This window comes from Mycobacterium sp. PTI7 (genome assembly GCF_056679845.1).
In genome coordinates this window covers 2,963,038-2,982,967 of the sequence record NZ_CM155252.1, presented here as the reverse complement: position 1 = coordinate 2,982,967, position 19,930 = coordinate 2,963,038, and the positions used below count along the sequence as shown (strand labels likewise).

The 19,930-nt window shown below is 70.1% G+C and carries 17 protein-coding genes; 11 read left to right on the top strand and 6 right to left on the bottom strand.

Going from position 1 to position 19,930, the window contains the following annotated elements; genetic code table 11:
* The first annotated feature begins 1 nt into the window (after nt 1).
* The gene (gene nucS / locus AC1MEY_RS14300) at nt 2-673 is read left to right on the top strand and encodes an endonuclease NucS (protein WP_480231236.1); all 672 of its coding nucleotides are present in this window, start codon (nt 2-4) and stop codon (nt 671-673) included.
* A gap of 17 nt (nt 674-690) precedes the next feature.
* The gene (locus AC1MEY_RS14295; RefSeq protein ID WP_480231235.1) at nt 691-984 is read left to right on the top strand and encodes a hypothetical protein; all 294 of its coding nucleotides are present in this window, start codon (nt 691-693) and stop codon (nt 982-984) included.
* Between the two features lie 3 nt (nt 985-987).
* On the opposite strand, the gene mce is transcribed toward AC1MEY_RS14295, so the two are convergent.
* A complete protein-coding gene (mce, locus tag AC1MEY_RS14290; RefSeq protein ID WP_480231234.1) occupies nt 988-1,461 on the bottom strand; it encodes a methylmalonyl-CoA epimerase in 474 nt (157 codons plus the stop codon).
* Between the two features lie 83 nt (nt 1,462-1,544).
* Here mce and AC1MEY_RS14285 point away from each other — a divergent pair, with 83 nt between their 5' ends.
* From AC1MEY_RS14285 to AC1MEY_RS14275, 3 genes are read left to right on the top strand one after another with little or no spacing between them, the layout of a single operon-like run.
* Nucleotides 1,545-2,726, top strand: a complete 1,182-nt coding sequence (locus AC1MEY_RS14285; RefSeq protein WP_480231233.1) for an acetyl-CoA C-acetyltransferase — start codon at nt 1,545-1,547, stop codon at nt 2,724-2,726.
* Between the two features lie 54 nt (nt 2,727-2,780).
* The gene (locus AC1MEY_RS14280; RefSeq protein WP_480231232.1) at nt 2,781-3,164 is read left to right on the top strand and encodes a DUF3817 domain-containing protein; all 384 of its coding nucleotides are present in this window, start codon (nt 2,781-2,783) and stop codon (nt 3,162-3,164) included.
* 13 nt (nt 3,165-3,177) lie between these two features.
* Entirely contained in the window at nt 3,178-4,071 is an 894-nt protein-coding gene (locus AC1MEY_RS14275) for a tetratricopeptide repeat protein (RefSeq protein ID WP_480231231.1), read from the top strand.
* 97 nt (nt 4,072-4,168) lie between these two features.
* Here the strand turns inward: AC1MEY_RS14275 and glgB are convergent, their stop codons facing one another.
* Both glgB and AC1MEY_RS14265 read right to left on the bottom strand, forming a co-directional pair.
* On the bottom strand, nt 4,169-6,391 hold the full coding sequence (gene glgB, locus AC1MEY_RS14270; protein WP_480231230.1) for a 1,4-alpha-glucan branching protein GlgB: 2,223 nt from the start codon (nt 6,389-6,391) through the stop codon (nt 4,169-4,171).
* 5 nt (nt 6,392-6,396) lie between these two features.
* On the bottom strand, nt 6,397-8,481 hold the full coding sequence (locus AC1MEY_RS14265) for an alpha-1,4-glucan--maltose-1-phosphate maltosyltransferase (protein WP_480231229.1): 2,085 nt from the start codon (nt 8,479-8,481) through the stop codon (nt 6,397-6,399).
* Between the two features lie 183 nt (nt 8,482-8,664).
* Between AC1MEY_RS14265 and glgP the strand changes: the two genes are divergently transcribed.
* The 3 genes from glgP to AC1MEY_RS14250 all read left to right on the top strand — a co-directional run bounded on the left by glgP (nt 8,665) and on the right by AC1MEY_RS14250 (nt 12,914).
* A complete protein-coding gene (gene glgP / locus AC1MEY_RS14260) occupies nt 8,665-11,259 on the top strand; it encodes an alpha-glucan family phosphorylase (protein WP_480231228.1) in 2,595 nt (864 codons plus the stop codon).
* Entirely contained in the window at nt 11,256-12,104 is an 849-nt protein-coding gene (locus AC1MEY_RS14255; protein ID WP_480231227.1) for a Vgb family protein, read from the top strand. Before glgP ends, AC1MEY_RS14255 begins: the two co-directional genes overlap by 4 nt.
* 99 nt (nt 12,105-12,203) lie before the next feature.
* Nucleotides 12,204-12,914: an MspA family porin gene (locus AC1MEY_RS14250; protein ID WP_480231226.1), complete on the top strand. Its 711-nt coding sequence runs from the start codon at nt 12,204-12,206 to the stop codon at nt 12,912-12,914.
* On the opposite strand, the gene AC1MEY_RS14245 is transcribed toward AC1MEY_RS14250, so the two are convergent.
* From AC1MEY_RS14245 to AC1MEY_RS14235, 3 genes are all read right to left on the bottom strand, one after another.
* Complete coding sequence (locus AC1MEY_RS14245) at nt 12,911-14,347, bottom strand: neutral zinc metallopeptidase (RefSeq protein ID WP_480231225.1); 1,437 nt, start codon at nt 14,345-14,347, stop codon at nt 12,911-12,913. The two genes, AC1MEY_RS14250 and AC1MEY_RS14245, sit on opposite strands and share 4 nt — an antisense overlap.
* 100 nt (nt 14,348-14,447) lie before the next feature.
* Complete coding sequence (locus tag AC1MEY_RS14240) at nt 14,448-16,436, bottom strand: ATP-dependent DNA helicase (protein ID WP_480231224.1); 1,989 nt, start codon at nt 16,434-16,436, stop codon at nt 14,448-14,450.
* A gap of 4 nt (nt 16,437-16,440) precedes the next feature.
* Entirely contained in the window at nt 16,441-17,709 is a 1,269-nt protein-coding gene (locus AC1MEY_RS14235) for a nicotinate phosphoribosyltransferase (RefSeq protein ID WP_480231487.1), read from the bottom strand.
* Nucleotides 17,710-17,976: 267 nt separating this feature from the next.
* On the opposite strand from AC1MEY_RS14235, the gene clpS reads away from it, so the two are divergent.
* Genes clpS through AC1MEY_RS14220 form a run of 3 tightly spaced genes read left to right on the top strand, consistent with a single transcriptional unit; the run spans nt 17,977 to nt 19,924 of the window.
* The gene (gene clpS, locus AC1MEY_RS14230) at nt 17,977-18,279 is read left to right on the top strand and encodes an ATP-dependent Clp protease adapter ClpS (protein ID WP_480231223.1); all 303 of its coding nucleotides are present in this window, start codon (nt 17,977-17,979) and stop codon (nt 18,277-18,279) included.
* A 17-nt stretch (nt 18,280-18,296) separates the two neighbouring features.
* Nucleotides 18,297-18,881 (top strand): oxidative stress transcriptional regulator AosR, encoded by a 585-nt coding sequence (gene aosR / locus AC1MEY_RS14225; RefSeq protein WP_480231222.1) that lies wholly within the window; start codon nt 18,297-18,299, stop codon nt 18,879-18,881.
* The gene (locus AC1MEY_RS14220) at nt 18,878-19,924 is read left to right on the top strand and encodes a P1 family peptidase (RefSeq protein ID WP_480231221.1); all 1,047 of its coding nucleotides are present in this window, start codon (nt 18,878-18,880) and stop codon (nt 19,922-19,924) included. Before aosR ends, AC1MEY_RS14220 begins: the two co-directional genes overlap by 4 nt.
* Nucleotides 19,925-19,930: the final 6 nt, after the last annotated feature.

Below are 19,930 nucleotides of genomic sequence, written 5' to 3'. Positions count from 1 at the left end.
GGTGCGGCTCGTCATTGCTCGGTGCACGGTCGACTACGTCGGTCGGCTCACCGCCCATCTCCCGTCCGCGCGGCGGCTCCTGCTCATCAAGGCCGACGGGTCGGTCAGCGTGCATGCCGACGATCGCGCGTACAAGCCCCTGAACTGGATGAGTCCACCGTGCTGGATCGTCGAGGAGAACGACGGACCGGCACCGGTGTGGGTGGTGGAGAACAAGGCCGGTGAGCAGCTCCGCATCACCCTCGAGGACGTCGAACTGGACTCGGTGCACGAACTCGGCATCGATCCCGGGCTCATCAAGGACGGCGTCGAGGCGCACCTGCAGGAGCTGCTGGCCGAACACGTCGAGCTGCTCGGCGTCGGCTACACGCTGGTGCGCCGCGAGTACATGACGGCCATCGGGCCGGTGGACCTGCTGTGCCGCGACGAGACCGGCGCCTCAGTGGCGGTCGAGATCAAGCGTCGCGGTGAGATCGACGGGGTCGAACAGCTCACCCGGTACCTCGATCTACTCAACCGGGACAGCGTGCTGGCGCCGGTCGCGGGCGTCTTCGCCGCCCAGCAGATCAAGCCGCAGGCGCGCACCCTGGCGGTGGATCGCGGGATTCGCTGCGTCACATTGGATTACGACGCGATGCGCGGACTCGACACCAGCGAGTTCCGGCTGTTCTGAACACCTAGACTGAACGGGTGCCCCGGCGTCGACCACCACCTCCGCGGCAGCGGTCGCCGCTGCCGGTGCCGCACCAGCGCCGCGTGGAGACCGGGCCGGACGGTCACGAGTACGAGGTGAAGGCGGTCGCGGGATCCCGTGCGGTGAAGACCTACCGCTGTCCCGGGTGCGATCACGAGGTCAGGCCGGGCACCGCCCACGTCGTCGTGTGGCCCGCCGACGACGGCGGAGGGGTCGAGGACCGCAGGCACTGGCACACGCCGTGTTGGGCCAATCGCGCGAACCGGAGTCCGACGCGGCGGTGGTCCTAGCCGTCAGTGCTCGGCGGCCGCCGGCTCGACGAGTTCCACCAGCACGCCGCCGGCGTCCTTGGGATGGATGAAGTTGATGCGGGAGTTTGCGGTGCCCCTGCGGGGCTCGTCGTAGAGCAACCGGGTGCCCTGCTCGCGCAGCCGCTCGGTGAGCGCATCGATGTCGCTGACGCGGTAGGCGAACTGCTGCAGGCCGGGACCGCGCTTGTCGAGGAACTTGGCGATGGTCGACGTCTCGTCGAGCGGGGACATCAACTGGACCTGGGCGCTGCCCTTCGGCGCGCCTCTGACGGAGAGCATCGCCTCGCGAATGCCCTGCTCCTCGTTGACCTCTTCGTGCAGCACGATCATGCCGAGGTGGTCGTGGTACCACTTGATCGCGACGTCGAGATCCGGCACCGCGATCCCCACGTGGTCGATGGCCGTGACGAGGGCACTTGCGAGCGTCGGACGGGCGTCTACGTGCTCGGTGGTCATCTCGTAACGGTAACCTTTACGTGAATGTTTGCGGAATGTGTGATCGGCCACACATCGCGCATCCCCACATCTGGAGGTAGCAAATGACGACGTCGGTAATCGTTGCTGGAGCCCGTACTCCCGTAGGCAAGCTCATGGGTTCGCTGAAGGACTTTTCGGGCAGCGATCTCGGGGCCATCGCCATCAAGGGCGCGTTGGAGAAGGCCGGCGTCGCGGCGTCGGCGGTCGACTACGTGATCATGGGCCAGGTGCTGACCGCGGGCGCGGGCCAGATGCCGGCGCGTCAGGCCGCCGTCGACGCGGGCATCGGCTGGGACGTCCCGTCGCTGACCATCAACAAGATGTGCCTGTCGGGCATCGACGCGATCGCCCTGGCCGATCAGCTGATCAGGGCCGGCGAGTTCGAGGTCGTCGTCGCCGGCGGCCAGGAGTCGATGACCAAGGCGCCGCACCTGCTGGTCGACAGCCGGTCGGGCTACAAGTACGGCGACGTGACGGTGCGTGACCACATGGCCTACGACGGTCTGCACGACGTGTTCACCGACCAGCCGATGGGCGCGCTCACCGAGCAGCGCAACGACGTCGACCAGTTCACCCGCGCCCAGCAGGACGAGTTCGCCGCGCGGTCGCACCAGCTGGCGGCGGCGGCGTGGAAGGACGGTGTCTTCGCCGACGAGGTGGTGCCGGTGTCGATCCCGCAGCGCAAGGGCGACCCGATCGAGTTCGCCGAAGACGAGGGCATCCGGGCCAACACGACGGCGGAGTCGCTGTCGAGCCTGAAGCCCGCGTTCCGCAAGGACGGCACGATCACCGCCGGTTCGGCGTCGCAAATCTCCGACGGCGCATGCGCGGTCGTGGTCATGAGCAAGACGAAGGCACAGGAGCTGGGCCTCGAATGGCTGGTGGAGATCGGCGCCCACGGCGTGGTCGCCGGCCCCGACTCGACGCTGCAGAGCCAGCCCGCCAACGCGATCAAGAAGGCGATTGCCAAGGAGGGCATCACCGTCGACCAGCTCGACGTCATCGAGATCAACGAGGCGTTCTCGGCGGTCGGGCTGGCCTCGACGCGGGAACTCGGCATCGACGCCGACAAGGTCAACGTCAACGGTGGCGCGATCGCGATCGGGCACCCGATCGGCATGTCCGGTGCGCGCATCACCCTGCACGCGGCGCTGGAACTCGCGCGCAAGGGCTCCGGCTACGCGGTGGCGGCGCTGTGTGGCGCGGGCGGCCAGGGCGACGCGCTGATCCTGCGTAGGCCCTGACTCGCGACGATTGTCAACGACGCTGCGTAGTAGCTTCGAGCGGCGTGCGGCACAATGGCAGGCATGACAAGCACGTTCGGCGTCCGGCGCAATGGTGCGAAGGTCGCGGGTTGGTTCCGGGTGATCGCCTTCGCGGAGGCGGTCAGCTGGGCCGGCCTGCTGATCGGGATGTACTTCAAGTACCTGGGTTCGCCCCGTACCGAGGTCGGGGTGAAGATCTTCGGCCCCATCCACGGTGGCGTCTTCGTCGCGTTCGTGGTGGCGGCGATACTCGTCGGCCTCGCCCACAGGTGGGGCGTGGTGACGTGGATCCTGGCATTGCTGGGGAGCATCGTGCCGCTCGGCAGTGTGATCTTCCTCATATGGGCTGATCGAACGGGTCGCATGACGGCTCCGGGGTCGACTCCGGCCGCCCCCTCGGGTGCCGAATCGACGTGACAGAATCGTGGACGTGACGCGTCCACGACCCATAGGGCCCGCGCTGGCCGGAGCGATCGACCTGTCGGCCCTCAAGCAGCCACCCCCGTCGGCGGCCCCGGCGGATTCCGGTTCCGGCGCCCCGGCCGGCGTCGAGATCACCGAGGCCAACTTCGAGTCCGAGGTGCTTGCCCGTTCCAACCAGGTTCCCGTCGTCGTCCTGCTGTGGACCCCTCGGAGCCCGTCGAGCGTGCAGCTCGCCGAGATACTCGGCGCGCTGGCCGCCCAGGACGGCGGAACGTGGTCGTTCGCGAGGGTCAACGTCGACGTGGTGCCTCAGGTCGCGCAGGCGTTCGGTGCCCAGGGCGTACCGACCGTGGTGGCGCTGGCCGCCGGCCAACCGCTGTCCAGCTTCCAGGGCGCGCAGCCTCCCGAACAACTCCGCCGCTGGGTCGACTCGCTCCTCGAGGCGACCGCGGGCAAGCTGGCCCAGGGTGAGGGCGACGAGGCCGAGATCGTCGACCCGGAGGTCGCCGAGGCGCGGGCCTTCCTCGACGCCGGTGACTTCGACGCCGCACTGACCGCGTATGAGGCGATCCTGGCCGCCCGACCCACCGACGACGAGGCCAAGGGTGCGGTGCGACGGCTGACGTTCGAGAAGCGCGCCGCCGCCCATCCGGCCGACGCCGTCGCGAAGGCCGACGCGGCACCCGACGACGTCGAGGCCGCGTTCGCCGCCGCCGACGTCGACGTCCAGCAGTGGAATCTCGCGGCGGCCTTCGACCGGCTCATCGCGCTGGTGAAGCGCACGGCCGGCGACGACCGCACCGCCGTACGCACGCGGCTGATCGAGCTGTTCGAGCTGTTCGACCCCGCCGATCCGGACGTCATCGCCGGTCGGCGCAACCTGGCCAACGCGCTGTACTGAGAGCCGCGCGAACAGTCCGCAAGCGGCTCCGGCGAAATCCCCTAATTACCGAGTAATCAGGGGATTTCGCGTCTGTTCGTGGGGACGGCGGCGGGGACTAGCCGGCAGCCTCGGGCGGGGCCGGCTCGAACCACAGCGCTGCCAGCGGCGGCAGCACCATCAGCGCCGACGCGGGCCTGCCGTGCCACGGCTCGTCGGTCGCCTCGACCGCACCGTAGTTGCCGATGCCGGAGCCGTTGTAGCTCGACGCGTCGGTGTTGAGCACCTCGCGCCACGTCCCCGTGTGCGGCAACCCGAGCCGGTAGCGCGAGTGCTCGGAGCCGGAGAAGTTGAAGACGCAGGCCAGCGTCGACCCGTCGTCGCCGAAGCGCAGGAAGCTCAGCACGTTGTTGCCGGAGTCGTTGGCGTCGATCCACGAGTAGCCCTCGTGGCTCGGGTCGCGGGACCACAGCGCGCGCCGGTCCTGGTAGACGCCGTTCATGTCCCGGACCATCCGCTGGATGCCGCCGGAGAAGCCCTGCTCCTCGAGCTGGAACCAGTCGACGCCGCGCTCCTCGGACCACTCGGCGCGCTGCCCGAACTCCTGGCCCATGAAGAGCAGCTGCTTGCCGGGATGCGCCCACTGGTAGGCCAGCAGGCCGCGCAGGCCCGCGGCCTTCGCGTGGTCGTCGCCGGGCAGTCGGCCCCACAGCGTGCCCTTGCCGTGCACGACTTCGTCGTGGCTGATCGGCAGCACGAAGTTCTCGCTGAACGCGTAGATCATCGAGAACGTGATCTCGCCGTGGTGGAAGCCGCGGTAGATGGGGTCACGCGCGACGTACTCGAGCGTGTCGTTCATCCAGCCCATGTTCCACTTCATCGAGAAGCCGAGGCCGCCGAGATTCGTCGGGCGGGTGACGCCGGGCCACGAGGTGGACTCCTCGGCGATGGTGACGATCCCGGGCGTGACCTTGTGCACCGTGGCGTTCAGCTCCTGCAGGAACTGCACGGCCTCGAGGTTCTCGCGGCCGCCGTGGATGTTGGGCGTCCACCCGTCCGCCGGGCGCGAGTAGTCCAGGTAGAGCATCGAGGCGACGGCGTCGACGCGTAGCCCGTCGACGTGGAACTCCTGCAGCCAGAACAGCGCGTTGGCCACCAGGAAGTTGCGCACCTCGGCCCGGCCGAAGTCGAAGACGTACGTGCCCCAGTCGAGTTGCTCGCCACGGCGCGGATCGGAGTGCTCGTAGAGCGGGGTGCCGTCGAAGCGCCCGAGCGCCCATGCGTCCTTGGGGAAGTGGGCGGGCACCCAGTCGACGATGACGCCGATGCCGGCCTGGTGCAGCGTGTCGATCAGGAACCGGAGGTCGTCCGGCGTACCCGGCCGGGGCATCGGCGCGTAGTAGGACGTCACCTGGTAGCCCCACGACCCGCCGAACGGGTGCGCGGCCACCGGCAGCATCTCGACGTGCGTGAAGCCCTGCTCCAGGACGTACTCGGTCAGCTCGACGGCGAGTTCGCGATAGGTCAGGCCGGGCCGCCAGGACGGCAGGTGCACCTCGAGGGTGCTCATCGGCTCGAAGACGGGGTTCTTCAGGGCGCGCTCGGTCATCCAGTCGTCGTCGCCCCAGGTGTACTCGCTGACGGTGACGCGTGACGCCGTCTGCGGGGGCACCTCGGCGGCGAAGGCCATCGGGTCGGCCCGGTCGGTCACCGAGCCGTCGGCGCCGTGCACGCGGAACTTGTAGAGACCGTCGGCAGGGAAGTCCGGCCAGAACAGCTCCCAGACGCCCGACGAGCCCAGGACCCGCATGGGCGCGTCGCTGCCCCAGTAGTTGAATTCACCGATCAGGTTGACGCCCTTGGCATTCGGCGCCCACACCGCGAACGAGACGCCCGTCACCGGACCGTCGGGCGTGGTGTAGGTGCGCGGGTGTGCGCCGAGCACGTCCCACAGGCGTTCGTGGCGGCCCTCGCCGAACAGGTGCAGGTCCATCTCGCCGAGGGTCGGCAGGAAGCGGTACGGATCGGCCACGGTGTGCGAGACCGGGGTGTCGCTGCCGGACGGGTAGCTGACCTCGAGGCGGTAGTCGATGAGCCCCGTCACCGGTACGGCGACCGCGAACAGCGCATCCTCGACGTGTTCGAACGGGTACCGCTCGCCGCCGATGATGGCGGTGACCTCTTGCGCGTTGGGTCGCAGCGCGCGGATCACGGTGTGGTCGGCGTACTCGTGCGCCCCGAGGATCGAGTGGGGGTCGTAGTGCTCGCCGGCGAGTAGCCGGCCGAGGTCGGCGGCGTCGGGCCGCAGGTTCTCGCTGGTGAACGGGTTGGTGCGGGTCATGTTGTTCACTCCCTCCGCAACAGTTCGAGTCGCTTTTCGTAGGGGATCGAGGGCATGTTCAGGACGTGGGCCACCGCGCGCGACGGATCGATGCGCACGTAATTGGCCTGGCCCCACTGGTATTCATCACCGGTGATCTCGTCGCGTACCCAGAATCGGTCCCAGTCCGACATGCCCAGGGCGGCCATGTCGAGCCAGAGGGTGGCGTCTTCGGGTCCGAACGCGTTGAGGGTCACCACGACCAGCACGCAGTCGCCGGTGATCGGGTCGAACTTGCTGTAGGCCAGCAGCGCGTCGTTCTCGACGGTGTGGAACTTGATGGTGCGCAGCTGCGCCAGGGCGGGGTGCAACCGGCGAATCTCGTTGAGCCGCCCGAGGAACGGTTCGAGCGACTCACCCCTGGCGAGGGCGCCGTCGAAGTCGCGGGGCCGCAGCTCGTACTTCTCCGAGTCCAGGTACTCCTCGCTGCCCTCGCGGACCGCCTTGCCCTCGAACAGTTCGTAGCCGGAGTAGACGCCCCACGTCGGGCTCATCGTGGCGGCCATCACGGCGCGAATCGCAAACATGCCCGGTCCGCCGTGCTGCAGGCTCTCGTGCAGGATGTCGGGCGTGTTGGTCCACAGGCTCTGCCGGGCGTAGTCGGCGTGCTCGGCGAGTGATTCACCGAACTCGGTCAGCTCCCACTTCGCCGTGCGCCAGGTGAAGTAGGTGTACGACTGCGTGTAGCCGAGCTTGGCCAGCCCGAACAGGCGGGCGGGGCGGGTGAAGGCCTCCGCCAGGAACAGCACGTCGGGATCCTCGCGCTTGACCTCGCCGATGAGCCAGGCCCAGAAGTTCGGTGGCTTGGTGTGCGGATTGTCGACGCGAAAGACCTTGACGCCGTGCGAGATCCAGAATCGGACCACCCGCAGCACCTCGGCATACAGCCCCGCGGGGTCGTTGTCGAAGTTGAGCGGGTAGATGTCCTGGTACTTCTTCGGCGGGTTCTCCGCGTAGGCGATGGTCCCGTCGGGAAGCACCGTGAACCACTCCGGATGTGCGGCCGCCCACGGGTGATCGGGGGCGCACTGCAGGGCCAGGTCGAGGGCGACCTCGAGGTTCTGCTCGCGTGCCGCGGCCACGAACGCGTCGAAGTCGTCGATGGTGCCGAGGTCGGGATGGACCGCGTCGTGTCCACCCTCGTCGCTGCCGATCGCCCACGGCGAGCCGACGTCGTCGGGCGCTGCGGTGACGTTGTTGTTCTTGCCCTTGCGGTGCACCTTGCCGATCGGGTGGATGGGCGGCAGGTAGACGATGTCGAAGCCCATGCGCGCCACGCGCGGCAGCGCCTCGGTGGCGGTGGCGAAGGTGCCGTGCACGGGTGCGCCGTCGCCATCCCACCCGCCGGTCGAGCGGGGGAACAGCTCGTACCAGGCGCTGAACCGCGCCAGGGGGCGGTCCACCCACACGCCGTGCTGATCGCCGCGGGTGACGAGTTCGCGCAGCGGATACAGCTCGAGCAGGTCGGTCACGTCGGAGGCCAGCGCGGCGCCGGCCCGGTCGAACGGATCGCCGGGCTCGCGGAGCCGGGCGGCGGCGTCGATCAGCGGGAACCTGTCCTGACGGGGGACTCCGGTGGCGGCCCGCTCGATCAGCTGCGCTCCGATGATGAGGTCGTTGTCCAACTCGGCCTCGGTCTGGCCGGCGTCGAGCTTCGCCGTGACGTTCTTGCGCCACGTGCTGATGGGGTCGCCCCAGCCGTCCACGCGGAAGGTCCACAGGCCCACGGCGTCCGGAGTGAACTGGCCGTGGAACACGTCGGGCGTGCGGCCCGTCGACATCGCGAGGTGTTGCCGCTTCACCTTCGCCGGCGCCACGACCTCCGCGATCGGCACCGGGGTGGTCTCGGGGGACAGCCCGGCCGGCGGCGTCGACAGCGACGGGTACGACGGTCCGTGATAGCGGACGACCAGCGTCGCGGCCACGGCGTCGTGCCCCTCCCGCCAGACGGTCGCCGTCACGGGCAGTACCTCGCCGACCACCGCCTTCGCCGGATAGCGTCCACCCGAAACCACGGGTGCGACGTCGTCGATTCCGATACGACCGGCCACCAACCAGCTCCTCACGTTGGCGCAGCCCCCTCGGGGCGCGCGGTGTTCGTCTGCTTCGCAAAGCCTCGTCGCGCTCTATACCCACCGTAGTGTCCGACTGAACCCGACGGAGGGTGAAGCATCCGTCGCGGCACTCCCTCGTGCCCCTTCCGCACCATCGACCGGTCGGTAAGGTGAGGTCACGTGAAAGCCCTTCGTCGTTTCACCGTCCGCGCCCACCTCCCCGGACGTCTTGCCGCCCTCGAACGGCTCTCGGTGAACCTGAGGTGGTCCTGGGACACGCCGACGCAGGACCTGTTCGCGGCCATCGATCCCGACCTCTGGGCCCAGGCGGACGCCGACCCCGTCGCGCTGCTCGGGCTCGTCAGCCCGTCGCGGCTCGACGAACTCGCGGCCGATCAGTCGTTCCTCGACCGGCTCAACCACGTCGCGGCAGATCTGGACGACTATCTGAGCCGCCCGATGTGGTACCAGCAGCGCTCCGAGTCCGGCGAGGTGCTGCCCACCGGAATCGCCTATTTCTCCATGGAGTTCGGCGTCGCCGAGGTGTTGCCCAACTACTCCGGCGGCCTCGGCATCCTCGCGGGCGACCACTTGAAGTCGGCATCCGACCTCGGGTTGCCGCTCATCGCGGTGGGGCTGTACTACCGCTCCGGGTACTTCCGGCAGTCGTTGACCGCCGACGGATGGCAACACGAGAACTACCCGTCGCTCGACCCGCAGGGACTGCCCCTGCGTCTGCTGACCGACGCCGCCGGCCAACCCGTCCTGGTGTCGCTCTCGCTGCCCGACGACGGCGAACTCAACGCACGCGTGTGGATCGCGCAGGTCGGCCGAATCCCGCTGCTGCTGCTCGACTCGGACACCCCCGAGACCGAGCACGATCTACGCGGCGTCACCGACCGGCTCTACGGCGGCGACCAGGAGCACCGCATCAAGCAGGAGATCCTGGCCGGCATCGGCGGGGTCCGGGCGATCCGCGCCTTCACCGCGATCGAGGGTCTTCCCGAACCGCAGGTCTTCCACATGAACGAGGGTCACGCGGGCTTCCTCGGCCTCGAACGCATCCGCGAACTCGTCACCGACGGTGACCTCGACTTCGACACGGCGCTCGCGGTGGTGCGGTCGTCGACCGTGTTCACCACCCACACCCCGGTGCCCGCAGGCATCGACCGCTTTCCCGTCGACATGGTCGAGCACTACTTCGGGGGGACCGGGGAATCGCGGTTGCTGCCGGGCGTGCCCGTGGACCGCGTCGTCGCCTTCGGCGCGGAGGACGACCCGTCGAAGTTCAACATGGCCCACATGGGCCTGCGGCTCGCGCAGCGTGCGAACGGCGTGTCCCTGCTGCACGGGCAGGTCAGCCGCGGCATGTTCAACGAGCTGTGGCAGGGTTTCGACACCGACGAGGTGCCGATCGGGTCGATCACCAACGGCGTGCACGCGCCGACGTGGGCGGCGCCGCAGTGGATGCAGCTCGGCCGCGAGCTGCTCGGCAGCGACGACCTGGGGTCGCTCAGCGAGCCCGACACCTGGCAGCGCCTGCAGCAGGTCGAACCCGGTCACCTGTGGTGGATCCGCTCACAGCTGCGCGCATTGCTGATCGACGACGTGCGCGCCCGGTTGCGCAGGTCGTGGCTCGAGCGCGGCGCATCCGAGGCCGAATTGGGTTGGATCGCTGACGCGTTCGATCCCGACGTGCTGACCATCGGCTTCGCTCGGCGGGTTCCGACCTACAAGCGGCTGACGCTGATGCTGCGCGACCCCGAGCGACTCGAGCAGTTGCTCCTCGACGAGGACCGGCCGGTACAGCTCATCGTGGCCGGCAAGTCGCACCCCGCCGACGACGGCGGCAAGGCGCTGATCCAGCAGGTGGTGCGCTTCGCCGACCGGCACGAGGTGCGGCATCGCATCGCGTTCCTGCCCGACTACGACATGTCGATGGCGCGGTTGCTGTACTGGGGCTGCGACGTGTGGCTCAACAATCCGCTGCGGCCGCTGGAGGCCTGCGGGACGTCCGGCATGAAGAGCGCACTCAACGGGGGACTCAACCTGTCGATCCGCGACGGCTGGTGGGACGAGTGGTACGACGGCGAGAACGGCTGGGAGATCCCGACCGCCGACGGTCTCGCCGACGAGACGCGTCGCGACGACCTCGAGGCCGCCGCGCTCTACGGCCTGCTCGCCAACTCGGTCACGCCCAAGTTCTACGACCGCGACGAGCACGGGGTGCCCACCCGCTGGGTGGAGATGGTGCGCCACACGTTGCAGGCGCTCGGCCCGAAGGTGTTGGCGTCACGCATGGTTCGGGACTACACCGAGAAGTACTACGCGCCAGCCGCCCGGTCTCTGCACAGCACCATCGAGGCCGTCGACGGCGTGCCGTTCGGCGCCGCCCGCGACCTCGCCGCCTACCGCAGGCGCGCCGAACAGGCCTGGCCGAGCATCCAGATCACCGACGTCGACAGTTACGGACTGCCCGACACCCCGCTGCTGGGCTCCGAGCTGACCCTCACCGCGACCGTCGACCTGGCCGGGCTCGGTCCCGACGAGGTGGCGGTCGAGGCGGTGGTCGGCCGGGTCGATGCGACCGACGCCCTCGTCGAGCCGTCCACGGTGCAGATGGAGCACGTCGGCACCTCCGACGCCGGTCACGACCTGTTCTCGACCACGACACCGCTGCCGGTGGCGGGACCCGTCGGGTACACGGTCCGGGTGCTGCCGCACCATCGGCTGCTCGCGGCGGACGACGAACTCGGCCTCGTCACACTGGCGTGAGCAGGATCCTCGAAGTTCCCCTCGAGGGCGGGCCGTACGGCCTCGCTCCGGGACCCGACGGCGCGATGTGGGTCACGCTGGTGCACGGTGGTGCCGTCGCGCGGGTGACGCCCTCGGGCGAGGTGCGCGAGTTCGCGGTGGGCGACGACGCCAGGCCGTCGCTGATCACGGCGGGCCGCGACGGCGCACTGTGGTTCACCCGTTCCGGCGACGACGGCATCGGGCGGATCACCCCCGACGGCGAGCAGTCGGTGATCGGATTGCGCAGCGGCAGCGCGCCATTCGGTATCGCGTTAGGGCCGGACGGCGCCATCTGGTTCACCACCATGGACGGCGGCACCGTGGGCCGGATCGACGACGACGGCGGCGTCGACGAGTGGCCCGTCGGAGGCAGACCGTCGATGATCACCGCCGGACCCGACGGTGCGCTCTGGTTCACGATGAACGGCGCGAACGCCATCGGCAGGCTCGACACCTCGGGCCGGCTCACCACGCGGGAACTCCCCACCCGCGGTGCGGGTCCGGTCGGCATCACCGCGACGCACGACGACACGGTCTGGTTCACCGAGGTGCTGGCCGACAAGATCGGCCGCATCCCGATGGCCGACGCGATCCAGGAACTGGACCTCCCCGGCAAGCCGCACGCCATCGTGGCCGACCCGACCGGCGGGGTGTGGGTGAGCCTGTGGGGCGCCGACCAGTTGGCGCGGGTGAGCGCCGACGGCGAGGTGGACACCATCGACCTGCCCGCCGGGAGCGAGCCGCACGGTGTCGCCATCGACCGCGAGGGCGGGCTGTGGGTGGCCCTCGAGGCTGGCTACGTGCTGCGATTTCCCACGGGCTGAGGCGATTCCCGAAACCGCGAGGCGCGAAGCTTAGGCGAGGTAAGTTCCGAAGATCGTTCAACAGAGGGGACCTTCGTGCGCTGTCGTCGTCTAACCGTGGTGGCGTCGGTCGCCGCCGTCGGGCTGCTGAACCTGCCGGTGGCCGGCGCCGAACCCGAACCCACGATCGACACCGTGGCGGCGGAGGCGTCGCCGCCGGGGCCCGCGGGCGCGCCGCCTGCCGACGACGGCCGGGTGGTGTCACCGCCGCCGCAGACGCTCACCTCGCCGGACGGGTGGACGCTGACCCTGTCGGCGAAGGACGAGACCCAGGTGACGAGTGCGCCGCTGACGACCGCGCTGTCGTCGCGCGAGTACGTCGTGGGTGGCACGTACACCGGATCGCTGGAGGGGCCCGGCGACGGCGAGGAACCCGGCGGCACCATCGAGGTCGGATACCAGATCGGCTGCGGCATCGACATGAGCACCTCGAACGGCGTCTCGCTGACCGGCACCGTCGGACTCAGCCCGTCACTGGGCATCCTGGGCACCGAGGTCGTGTCACCGCTGCCGGACGGCATCCTGCCCGGGATCGGCGGCAACATCGGCGGGGGCATCACGGTCGGACTGAAGCCCGGCATCATCAACGTCGTACCGGTCACGAAGAAGGACTTCGAGGGCTCCGCGCCGTGGGTGATGATCAGTAACTTCCACGTGAAGATCGACGGCTGCGTCGGGGAGTCGTTCATCCGGTCGTACGCGTTCCTGACGCGCTCCACCAAGATGTCCGACGCCATCGTCGCGTACTACGGCGAGACGAAGGTCGTCTAGTCGAAGCGCACGAAGCACCGCTCGGTGTCGCCGAGCACGCCGACCCGGAATGCGTCGATGCGCGAGAAGCCCGACGGCACCGAGTCACCGTTGACGTCGCTGGCCACCAGGCCGTTCAGCAGGATGCCCGAGACGGCCTCGTCGACGTCGCCGGCCGTCAGTGCGATGGTGCCGCCGTCGGCGGTGGTCACGGCCTCGGTCATCTTCGAGGTCGCCACGCCCGTCAGGCATGCGGTGCGCAACGCGGCCTCCGCGTCGTCGAGGTCGACCCCGCCGTGCTCGCGCTGGATCGCCTGCATGTAGCGCGACACCAGGATCGAGTAGGCGGTGTTGTCGCCGCTGGCGAGCCCGCCGCCGTCCTCGTCCTCGGACGGGGTGCCCGCCGCCCGCAGCTCCGGCAGGTCGACGACGATCGTGTTGGTCGCCGGACAGTACGCGGCGGGCGGGCGGATCCTGGCGTCGGCGCACTCCTGGGCGTCGAACGTCAGCGCGGGCGGGTTCGCCGGCGTGAACAGGATGGTCATCGCGTCGACGATCGACCGCACGGACTCCTCGGTCACGGGCAGTTCGCCGGTCTCGTCCTCGGGGAGCAGCACCGGCAGGTCGCCGCGTCGCTGCTCGATCTCCCGAGCGTCGATGGCCGCGCACGACGTCGGGCCGTCGGTGAAGCCGAACTGGAACGCCGAGACCCGTTCGAAGGCCGACCCGTGTTCGTCCTCGGCGGCCTCGGGATCGTCCTCGTTGAGCAGCGGGTCGCGGAACGCGATCATCGCGGCGAGCAGGTTGTTGAGGCCGTCCGCCGTGCTGAGGGTGAACCGCGGGGAGTCGCCCTCCGCCACCCAGCGCAGGTAGGCCCCGGCCAGACAGTCGGCCTGCTGCTCGCCGACGAGCGTCGGGGTGTCCGGGCCCACCAGCCCGGCCCGGTGCTGCACGGCGTGACCGTACTCGTGCGCGAGCACCATGGTGACGGCCATGTCGCCGTTGGCACTTCGCAACGCCGGCAGCAGCTCGCCGCGGTCCCATCCGATGGTCTCGTCGTCGAAGCAGTAGCCGGCGTTGACCAGACCGTAGGTCTCCGATCCGCAGAACACGCCGTCGAATCCGGTGCTGTCCCAGGAGTACACCTCGTCGACGGGCGTGAAGTCACCGCCGAACGCCTCGCCGTAGGCCGATGCCCAGTAGTCCTCGATGTCGCTGACCGCCTGGCTCCCCAGCTCGTCGATGTCGCCGCCGTCGGTGCCGACCGGTACGCGCGCCGGTGCGGGCGCGTCGTCCCGCAGTCCGGTGGGGCCATCGCCGGCGGGCAGGCCCGCGACCTTGAACGGGTCGCTGAAGACCGAGACGGCGGTGCCCTCCAGCGTCGTCGCGCAGGCGGAGAGCAGCAGTGCCACGCAGGAGGCGATACCGAGGGGCAGGAGGTGACGTCGACGCATGGACGCTGCCTTTCGAGTCGCCCTGCGGCCGGGCGGCACGCACAGAGGAGTGGGTGTCGAGACTAGTGAACCCGCGGGTCCGCCACGGTGGTATCGAGCGTCACCCGTCGCGGAGGCGTTCCAGCGCGGACCGCACGCGGGCGCCGTCGGTGGTGGCCCAGTACGGCGGAAGCGACGCGCGGAGGTAGCCGGCGTACCGTGCCGTCGCCATCCGCGAGTCGAGGACGGCGACGACCCCGCGATCGTCGACGCTGCGCAGCAACCGACCCGCGCCCTGCGCGAGCAGCAGGGCGGCGTGGCTGGCCGCCACGGCCATGAACCCGTTGCCCCCGTGGGCCGCAACGGCACGCTGCCGGGCGGTGATGAGCGGGTCGTCGGGTCGCGGGAACGGGATGCGGTCGATCAGCACCAGGGTCAGTGACGGACCTGGGACGTCGACGCCCTGCCACAGCGACAGGGTGCCGAACAGCGAGGTCTCGTCGTCGTCCGCGAACTTCCGCACCAGGGCGGACGTGGTGTCCTCGCCCTGGCAGAGCACCGGGGTGTCCAGGCGGCCGCGCATGGCCTCGGCCGTCGCCTTCGCCGCCCGCATCGACGAGAACAGACCCAGCGTGCGCCCACCCGCCGCGGTGACCAGGCCGGCGATCTCGTCGAGCTGCTCGGCCGATCCGACGCTGTCGCGGCCGGGCGGGGGGAGGTGCGCGGCGACGTAGAGAATGGCCGACTTGGCATGCGAGAACGGCGATCCCACGTCCAGGCCGCGCCACTTCGCGCCTTCGTTGTCCTCGCCGAACTTCAGGCCCCACGACCTCGCCATCGAGTCGAACGTGCCGCCGACCGTCAACGTCGCCGAGGTGAGGATCACGGTCGACTGGTCGAAGATGCGGTTGCGCAGCAGACCGGCCACCGACAGAGGCGCCACCCGCAGCACGACCCTGACGACCCCGCGGATCTCGTCGCGGTCCAACCACACCACGTCGGTGCGGTCCGGGATCGCCGGCCCGTAGGACGACAGGACCCGGGTGGCGGTGTCGCGCAGGTCGGTCAGCGCCGTCACCGCCTCGTTGCGCGCCGAGGCGGCCTTCGGATCGCTGGGCGCGGTGTCGATCGAGGAGCGCACCTTGTCCGCGGCGTCGCGCAGCACCGTCAGGTAGGTGGCCAGCTCCTCGTCGAGATGATCCTTGCGGCCGGGCTCCTCGTCGTGCAGCGCCGAGGTGAACGTCGCGATGGCGGCCTCGAGGCGTTGCGCCACTTCGGGATCCACCAGGCGGCCGGCCCTCCGGAGCGCCACGCCGAGCGAGGTTGCCGACAGCTCGCCGGTCGCGACGCTGGTGACGCGGTCGACGAGTTCGTGGGCTTCGTCCACGACCAGCATGTCGTGCTCGGGCAACACGTTGACGTCGGCGATCGCGTTGATCGCCAGCAGGGCGTGGTTGGTGACGACGACGTCTGCGGTGCCGGCCTTGGCGCGCGCCTTCTCGGCGAAGCAGTCGGTGCCGTAGGTGCAGCGGGTCGCGCCGATGCACTCGCGTGCAGACACGCTGACCTGGCCCCACGACCGGTCGGGGACGCCCGGGACCAGTTCGTCGCGGTCACCGGTCTCGGTGTCGGAGGACCACTCGTTGAGTCGCTTCACGTCACGGCCCAGCTGGGTGGAGGCGACGGCGTCGAACAGCTCCTCCTGGGGACGGTCATCGGGATCGCTGCTCGCGCCGCCGTGAATCTTGTTCAGGCACAAATAGTTTCCGCGCCCCTTCAGCAGCGCGAATACGGGCCGGCGGGGCAGCTCGGGCGCCAGCGCATCGGCCAGGCGCGGCAGGTCGCGGTCGACGAGTTGGCGTTGCAGCGCGATGGTCGCCGTGGACACCACGACGGGGTGGTTCGACTCGACAGCGTGCGAGATGGCGGGGACCAGGTACGCCAGCGACTTTCCCGTGCCGGTGCCCGCCTGCACCGCGAGGTGCTCGCCGGAGGCGAAGGAGCGCTCGACGGCCTCGGCCATCTCGACCTGTCCGTCGCGCTGCGTGCCGCCCAGCGCGGTCACCGCGGCGGAGAGCAACCCCGTGACGCGTGTCGGTGCGGTGGGCAACGGATCACCCGGCCCGGTGTCCGGGCCCGACCATCCGGGTCGGGACGGCGGCCTCGCCGCGGGAGAGCTTCAGGCCGTCCCACGGCAGGCTCTTCAGACCCGACTCGACCCGGGCGCGCGCATCGGCGAGCGACGGCTCGCCGACCAACCGACCGCCGCGGACCAGGGGGACCGCGAGGTCCCGCGCCACCAGACCGTCGGGGGTCTCCGGTGCCGCGCCGGCGGGATGCACGACCTCCTCGACGATCGTGCCGGAGTCCTTGGCCAGGCGGACCGCCTGCTTGCGGCCGCCGTGGGACTCCTTGTGGCTGCTGCGCTTGGCCACCGGGATGCCGTCGACCTCGACGAGCTTGTAGACCATGCCGGCCGTGGGCGCGCCCGACCCCGTGACCACCGACGTGCCGACGCCGTAGGTGTCGACGGGAACCGCACTCAGCGCCGCGATGGCGAACTCGTCGAGGTCGCTGGACACCACGATCCGGGTGTCCGTCGCACCGAGGTCGTCGAGCTGGGTGCGCACCTGGCGCACCAGCACGCCGAGTTCGCCGGAGTCGATGCGCACGGCGCCCAACCCGGTGCCGGCGGCGGCGATGGCGTTCACGACCCCGGTGGTGATGTCGTAGGTGTCGACGAGCAGCGTGGTGCCCACCCCTAGCGCGTCGACCTGGGCCGCGAAGGCGGCCCTCTCGTCGGGGCCGTCGGCGCCCGTGTGCAGCAGGGTGAACGCGTGTGCACTGGTGCCGAGCGCGGGGACGCCGTGACGGAGTTCGGCGGCGAGGTTGGACGAACCGGCGAAACCGGCCAGGTAGGCGGCCCGGGCCGCGGCGACGGCGGCCTCCTCGTGGGTGCGCCGCGACCCCATCTCGATCAGCGGCCGACCGCCCGCGGCACTGACCATGCGGGCTGCCGCCGAGGCGATGGCGCTGTCGTGGTTGAGGATGGACAGCGCGAGCGTCTCGAGGATGACGCACTCGGCGAAGGTGCCGTGCACCGACAGCACCGGCGAACCGGGGAAGTACAGCTCACCCTCGGGATAGCCGTCGACGTCGCCGCCGAATCGGTAGTCGGCGAGGAAGGCGAGCGTCTCGGCGTCGAGGAAGCCGCCGAGCAGTTCGAGTGCGGCCTCGTCGAACGTGAACTGCGGCAACGCTTCCACGAGCCGTCCCGTTCCCGCGACGACGCCGTACCTGCGGCCGTCGGGCAATCGGCGTGCGAACACCTCGAAACTGGTGCGCCGATGGGCGGTGCCGTTGCGCAGGGCAGCCGCAAGCATCGTCAGTTCGTACTTGTCGGTCAGCAACGCCGGAGACAACGAGGTCACCCGCCAACCGTAGCGGCTGCCGAGTGCCCCCGGTCGCAGCGCTGCAACGCGCCGGATTCATCCCCGGGTCGCTACGCTCCTGCCCGCCGGTTCCTTCCCCGGGTCGCTACGCTCCTGCCCGCCGGTTCCTTCCCCGGGTCGCTACGCTCCTGCCCGCCGATACCTTCCCCGGGTCGCTACGCTCCTGCCCGCCGGAACCCACTCGCTATCCTTGGCCCCATGGTCACCCCAGCGCGGACCCGTCCGGGTACCAGCGAGGAGAGCGTCGTCGAGGTCGCCGAGGCGACCGACAGCCCCTGGGTGACGATCGTCTGGGACGATCCGGTGAACCTGATGTCGTACGTGACCTACGTCTTCCAGAAGCTGTTCGGCTACAGCGAGCCGCACGCCACCAAGCTGATGATGCAGGTGCACGAGGAGGGCAAGGCGGTCGTGTCGTCCGGAACCCGCGAGTCGATGGAGGTCGACGTGGCCAAACTTCACGCTGCGGGGCTGTGGGCCTCCATGCAGCAGGACCGCTGAGGGCTGGGGTTCGACGGGTGCGGAAGTGGAAGCGCGTCGACACCGCCGACGGTGCGCGGTATCGGTCGGCGCTGGCGGCGCACGAATCGGCGCTGCTGGTGAACCTGGTGACCTCCCTGCTCGAGATGCTCACCGATCGCGAATCGGATTCACCCCGAGACGCACTCGAGGAGATCACCGGCATGCGGACGGGGAACTCGAAGGCGCCCGAGGACGACACCATGCGTCGCCTGTTGCCCGACTTCTACCGTCCCGCAACCGAACACCCGGCGGGTTCCAACACCGCGGACAGCCTCAACTCGGCGTTGCGCAGCCTGCACGAGCCGGCCATCATCGACGCGAAACGCGAAGCGGCGCAACGCCTGCTGGACACCGTGCCGTCGGCGGGCGGGAAGTTCGAACTCACCGAGGAGGATGCCCACTCCTGGGCGGCGGCGGTCAACGACGTGCGACTCGCGCTGGGCACCATGCTCGAGATCGGCGCCGACGGGCCGGACCGGCTGCCGCCCGAGCATCCGATGGCCGGCCATCTCGACGTCTACCAGTGGCTGACCGTCCTGCAGGAGTACCTGGTCCTCACCCTGGTGAACTCGTCGCGGTGAGCGGATCCATCACCGACGTCGCGGGCATCCTCGTCGGACAGCACCACCGCCTCGACGACGACGCGACACTCGGAACGGGCTGGGCCAGCGGCACCACCGTGGTGCTCGTGCCGCCGGGGACGGTCGGCGCCGTCGACGTCCGCGGTGGGGCACCGGGCACCCGCGAGACCGACCTGCTGGATCCCTCGAACAGCGTGCGGTACGTGGACGCGGTGGTGCTCACCGGTGGCAGTGCCTACGGACTGGCCGCGGCCGACGGCGTCATGCAGTGGCTGGAGGAGCACGACCGCGGCGTCGTCATGGACGGCGGGCTGGTTCCGATCGTGCCCGCGGCGGTCATCTTCGACCTCCCCGTCGGCGGCTGGCAGTGCCGGCCGACCGCCGAGTTCGGCCGCGCCGCAGCGGAATCGGCGAGCCGTGACGTGGCGGTCGGTACCGTCGGTGCGGGCGTCGGCGCACGTGCCGGCGTCCTGAAGGGCGGCCTGGGCACGGCGTCGATGCGGCTCGACGACATCGGCGTCACCGTCGGTGCCATCGTCGCCGTCAACTCGGCGGGGAACGTGGCCGACCCGCGCACCGGTCTGCCGTGGATGGCGGAGTTCGTCGCCGAGTTCGGTCTGACCCCACCGCCGCCGGAGGAGGTCGACGCGTTCGCCGCTCGCGACGCGGAGCTGTCGCCGTTCAACACGACCATCGCGGTCGTCGCCACCGACGCCCTGCTGAGCCCCGCCGCGTGCCGACGGGTCGCCGTCGCCGCGCAGGACGGTCTGGCACACACGATCCGCCCGGTCCACACCCCCCTCGACGGCGACTCGGTGTTCGTGCTGGCGACCGGTGCCATCGAGGTGGAACCCGCGCACGACACCCCTGCGGCGATGTCGCCGGAGACCGCGCTGGCCGCCGCGGTCGGCGCCGTCGCCGCCGAGTGCCTGGCGCGGGCGGTGATGGTCGGCGTGCTCGCCGCGGAGTCGGTGGCCGGAATACCCACCTACCGGGACATGTTGCCCGGAGCGTTCGCCGAAGCCGAGGGAAGTGGGGCATGACGTGTT